Genomic DNA, 4,032 nt, shown 5'->3' with positions numbered 1-4,032 from the left:
AGCGAAATCAGCTGTCATAGCACCTATTCCAACAAGCCAGGAAGGAATAAATCCTTTAGTCACTCCCTGCTTGATCAGTTCTAAATTAACCGGTCCGATAGAAATGGCTAAAGTAATTCCAAAAACTAGGTATTTTAATAATAATTCCATGTCATTATCTTTCTAGCAATTCTAGAATTCCTTCCGTATTAATAACTGTGGCAAATTCGTCGGATAAACTGACAAGAGCCAAGTTATGAATCTCTTCAGCACTGTACAATTTTCCGTCAAAACTAATTCGTTCAAAAGTAGCGGTAGCATCAGATACAATGAAAGGAGTGAAGCCAAGGTTTTTTGCCATTCTTGTCGTCGTGGAAACACAATGATCGGTTGTTAATCCTACAATAACAAGGGTTTCAATTTCAGCTTCCTTTAAATGATTTTCAAGGTTCGTACCAATAAAGGAACTGTTTACATTTTTTATCATCACAGGTTCTCCTGGAAGAGGAGCGACAATTTCTTTTATATCACGTCCTGGATGATGTGGGAGGGAAGGATTACTGATGTGTTGTATGTGAACGATTGGTCGATTCGTTTTTCTCCACTTGTTTAATAATGTCGCCATATTCTCTTCGGCGTTTAAATTATTTCTCACACCATTTTCAGGACTATCAAAGTGATTTTGAACATCGATTATTATTAAAGCTGTGTTTGTTGATATTTTCATAAAAAATTCCTCCTAAGTGTTTTTAAATTGATGAACTTAATTCCATGACTTTTAAGTCGTTTGCATTTTCTATAAGCAAACAAATTTATTTCATGTAATTTAGCTCCTTACAAAAATTGTATGCTAAAATTACTTATTAGTAAAATTGAAATAACTAAACTAGATGTTCAGTATTTCTGATAATGAGGAGTGGATTCAAATAGAAATCCGTCAACTTCAATCTTTTAAAACAGTGGCCGAGTTGAATAGTTTTACAAAGGCCGCTCAGACACTTCAGTACTCACAGGCATCCATCACTGCTCATATTCAGCAACTTGAGGATGAGATTGGTTCTCCTTTATTTGACCGATTGGGAAAACAAATTCAATTAACCATAATGGGGAAGGAACTGTATCTTCATGTAGTAGAATTACTAACGGTATATTCTAAGATCAAACATATTTCATCTAACGATAATACAATCAAGGGTGAAATCCGCATTGGTGCATCCGAATCCATGACCGTATACAAGTTGGGATCGGTGATATCAAAGTATAAAAAGGATTATCCTGAGGTTACTTTTTCCCTCATTAATGATAATTGCATGCCTCTACGAGATAGACTCCATTCGGGAGAGTTAGACATTGCGATTACATTAGAACCAAAGGTAAATGACCCACTGTTACATACAGAAATCTGGTCGGAAGAACCATTAGTATTTGTTGGGGAAAGAAACCATTCCGTCAAGACAATTGAGGAAGCGGATGGAGAGTGTATTATTTTTAGTGCGAATAATTGTGTGTTAAGGCAATTTTTCGAAGGGTTCTTGGTTGAAAACGGAATCAGTACTTATAATCATTTGGAGTTTTCTAGTATGGAAGCCATGAAACAGTGTGTTGTAAGTGGGTTAGGAATCAGCCTGATGCCATACCTAAGTGTAGAATCATTATTGCGAGAAGAAAAAATGAAAGTCGTTGAGTCTTCATGCGAGAATCCGATGTTCTATGCGCAAATCTCCTATCACAAAAACAAATGGTTGTCGAAAGCTCACAAGAAGTTTTTGGAAATGATTTTGGAAGGCAACTAAATACGTTTAAATATTTAGATCTTTGAGCTTGAAGAAGAATTTCGATGTACTAAATTTCGAGAATAATAAACCAGGAATAAAAACAATGATTAGGTGCTCGAACACCTAATCATTACAACTGGTTGAATTGAAGCATGATACTAAACAAGATAAATATTAATCGAAGTACCAGAAGAAGTAAGATCCCAAAAGCTTTTCAATCTTAGTTTGGTAGGTTTTAATCTCATTTCCCTTACTTTTAATCCTAGTTTCATAGATGGATCTCATATAATACCAGTTAAACCAATTTTTATACCAGTTGCTCTTTATTTAATACCGGTTAGACCGATTTTAATACCAGTTGGCCTTCATTTAATACCTGTTAGAAAATCGCGAGGATGTTTCTTTTGCTTCAATGATTAAAAAGCGCGAAATATTAATCGATGTACAACTTTATTTTTTCCCTTTATCCACTTGATATCAATATCGTCAAAACCTTATGCCCCTTCAGATTTCAACTCCCGAATGAAACAAAAGAACCGTCCCCATGTTCACAAAAAAAGGCTGAACAAGAAGATTCCTGTTCAGCCTCATGATTATTTCTTTTTAACTAATTCATACCCATTCTGCTGGATGGCGTATTCTACACCTTGCTGAAGACTTGAGAAGGATTGAATCCCTTCTATTTTTATGTTTGAACTTAATATTTGGATGCTCAGTTCAGCTGACACGCCGACAATAAAGCATTGACCTCCGATCAGGCGGATCGACTGAATCAATTTTTGGATGCCGTGAATGGTATATGAATCGACATGCTTAATACCCGTTAAGTCGATTAATAGGTATTTAGCTTTTAGTTTGGTCAGTTCAACTAAAGCCTTTTCAATTAAATTGCTGAGCCGCTCATCATTGTACTTGCCAATCAAAGGGATGACAAGAATATCCTTAAGAACCGGGATGACTGGGGAGGAGAGTTCTTGAATCAAAGAAGAAAGCTCTTCCGTACGTGATTCCACCTTTTTCTCCAATTCCGTGATGTTTTCCTGCTCTTTTTTTCTCGCTAATTCATGGATGTTTTGCGAAATGGTCACAGCAGATGGAAAAATCTCTATTTCATCATAATCATGGCCTTCAAGCTGGCTATTCACCATTTTATACCACATGTTTTGCTTGAAAAGTCCGCTGAAAATGCCTGCCCAATGGCTTGGAAGCAACACTCCAGCTTTATTTTTATCAGCAAGCTTGAAAATGCGATGTTCCCAGCTATTTCGTATTCTCAAGATAGCCGTTTTCTCTTCATAGGAGTATTCATGAATTTCAAAAATTCCCCAGCCAGCGCTTTTGTATATATCACTATATTCATTCAACAGCTGAACCACATCGGTTCTGCCTTCATAATAAGTGCTTACGAGCTGTCCCATGCGAAAACCCGTCACTTCATAAACGGTCTTCGACACATCATTTCCAGAAATTTCTTCAATCGTATTTAAAAACAGCTCGATCGCTGAATCCCAGAAAAGCAATGCTGGGGCACCATCAAATGTAAGTTCTCCTTCGTTGATATTCCATACGAACTCATTTTTGTTCACTTTTATCTGATATTTAGAATTGCCCATTATTCTCTCCCTTGGTAAAAATGAATTAGTTCCATTTTACCTCAAACAAAAGTAAAATACTAATTCACTAGTCCGATAAGAAAGCTCTTTCTGAGATTTGAATTCAAGAATTGTGACTTCAATAATGAGGAGTAAATAGATATTTCCCTTTGCTTTTAGGTATGCCCCTACTCATTTCGCCACCCAAACGAGACAATAGTACCTTCCCCATGTTTATTTATTGTGCCTCCCGCTCATATTTCAGCACATATACCGGTTCATTTTGCATCCACTCTGCAAACAGCACATCTTCATAATGATGGATTTTTTGCTTTTCTAACTCCTTTTTCAGCCACTGTTCATCAAACCCGGCTTCTTTTAAATTTTCACTGACTACTTCTCCGTCGATGATCAAATTAATCGGTAAGCTCGGAGCCTCTGCTTTGATTTTCAAATCACTATTTTTCGGTGTGTCGTAATCCGCCTTAGGGAGGACACTGATCATCCCATTCGTTTCAATAATCGCATATTCTACTTCTCTCAAGGAGAAATACCCTTGCTGTCTGATTAAGCTTTGGAGCTGATTGATATCCAGCTTTGCTTTTTTCAAGGCGTCGTATTTAATCTGGCCTTTATGTACGACAATATTGGGTTCACCTTCTAATAATTTTCGTGATCCGATAAAC

At 36.7% G+C, this 4,032-nt stretch carries 4 protein-coding genes; 1 reads left to right on the top strand and 3 read right to left on the bottom strand.

What is annotated here, in order from left to right:
* Window positions 1-154 precede the first annotated feature (154 nt).
* Window positions 155-700, bottom strand: a complete 546-nt coding sequence (locus tag WB217_RS05525) for a cysteine hydrolase family protein (RefSeq protein WP_423991420.1) — start codon at window positions 698-700, stop codon at window positions 155-157.
* 169 nt (window positions 701-869) lie between these two features.
* On the opposite strand from WB217_RS05525, the gene WB217_RS05520 reads away from it, so the two are divergent.
* Window positions 870-1,772 carry a LysR family transcriptional regulator gene (locus tag WB217_RS05520; RefSeq protein WP_423991418.1) on the top strand — a complete coding sequence of 301 codons (903 nt, stop codon included), beginning with the start codon at window positions 870-872 and terminating at the stop codon, window positions 1,770-1,772.
* 575 nt (window positions 1,773-2,347) lie between these two features.
* Here WB217_RS05520 and WB217_RS05515 read toward each other — a convergent pair.
* Together WB217_RS05515 and WB217_RS05510 are read right to left on the bottom strand one after the other, a co-directional pair.
* Window positions 2,348-3,367 (bottom strand): STAS domain-containing protein, encoded by a 1,020-nt coding sequence (locus tag WB217_RS05515; RefSeq protein WP_423991416.1) that lies wholly within the window; start codon window positions 3,365-3,367, stop codon window positions 2,348-2,350.
* A 217-nt stretch (window positions 3,368-3,584) separates the two neighbouring features.
* Window positions 3,585-4,032: DUF421 domain-containing protein (locus tag WB217_RS05510; RefSeq protein ID WP_423991414.1), on the bottom strand; the 448-nt coding region annotated here is incomplete at its 5' end.

The organism is Mesobacillus sp. (assembly GCF_049588175.1).
GTDB lineage: Bacteria > Bacillota > Bacilli > Bacillales > Cytobacillaceae > Mesobacillus.
This window is presented reverse-complemented; position numbering and strand designations above follow the sequence as displayed.

Excerpts from the sequence above, each read along its gene's own strand:
- WB217_RS05520 (WP_423991418.1), top strand. The coding sequence starts at position 870 with ATGTTCAGTATTTCTGATAATGAGGAGTGGATTCAAATAGAAATCCGT.
- WB217_RS05515 (WP_423991416.1), bottom strand. The coding sequence starts at position 3,367 with ATGGGCAATTCTAAATATCAGATAAAAGTGAACAAAAATGAGTTCGTA.